This window comes from Pseudomonas sp. 43(2021) (assembly GCF_017490805.1).
Lineage (GTDB): Bacteria > Pseudomonadota > Gammaproteobacteria > Pseudomonadales > Pseudomonadaceae > Aquipseudomonas.
In genome coordinates, this window is the sequence record NZ_JAFGYJ010000130.1 from 1 (window position 1) to 662 (window position 662).

General features: G+C 60.6%; 1 protein-coding gene and 2 pseudogenes. 1 reads left to right on the top strand and 2 read right to left on the bottom strand.

All coding sequences use genetic code 11. From position 1 onward, the window contains the following. Positions 1-290, top strand: a pseudogene (locus J5M71_RS26335) (MFS transporter); the annotation flags it as partial. A 7-nt stretch (positions 291-297) separates the two neighbouring features. Here the strand turns inward: J5M71_RS26335 and J5M71_RS29605 are convergent. Further along, positions 298-426, bottom strand: a complete 129-nt coding sequence (locus tag J5M71_RS29605; RefSeq protein WP_016774545.1) for a hypothetical protein — start codon at positions 424-426, stop codon at positions 298-300. Positions 427-558: 132 nt separating this feature from the next. Then, positions 559-662, bottom strand: a pseudogene (locus J5M71_RS29435) (cytochrome B); the annotation flags it as partial.

A 662-nucleotide genomic window follows, 5' to 3' on the forward strand; every position in this document is an offset into this window, starting at 1 on the left:
CGCTAGGCTCGGCCATCAGCCCGATGATGATCTCGCCGGTGATGAACTCGTTCGGCGCCAACGGCCTGTTCTGGGTCTTCGCAGTGGTCAATTTGAGCATGGTCAGCTTTTTCTTCTGGCGCCGTGGCAAACGCCCGGTGCCGGCCAACCCCGCACCGTTCACGGCGGCAGCCACCTATTCGCCGACGGGTGCGGAGTTGCGGGTCACCGAGGATTTGCGCGTCGCCGCTGAGGAGCATCCGGCGATGATGGATGCGATCAGCGGGGAACTGGTGACGCAGCCACGGTGACCGCTGATCAGCAACTGCCCGGCGGGATACCGTCCTTGTTAAAGTCCTTCAAGCGCTCGCGCTCTTCTTCGGTGGAATGTGCCGGGGTTGTTTGATCCGGTACTTCTTCCGGCACTTTGGTTTTTTCTTCAGTCATGGCTTTGCCCTCGTTGTCGATGCTATTTCGGCATCGGCGAGGGCTGGCAGTTCCGGATTTTCAGCTCCACCGCAGCCATGCGCTTGAGTTGCGGCGGACATTCCCTTCGACGAACGGCGCAAGATGCTTGCTTCAAGAGCGGGCACGCGCAATCAACATCCTCTGCAAGGTGTTGTCCTTCACCCAGTAATGGTGGAACAGCCCCGCCAGCGCGTGCAGGCCGATCAGCCAGTAGC

What these genes read in the sequence shown, in the direction of transcription:
- J5M71_RS29605 (WP_016774545.1), bottom strand. Translation starts at nt 426, where the DNA reads ATGACTGAAGAAAAAACCAAAGTGCCGGAAGAAGTACCGGATCAAACA.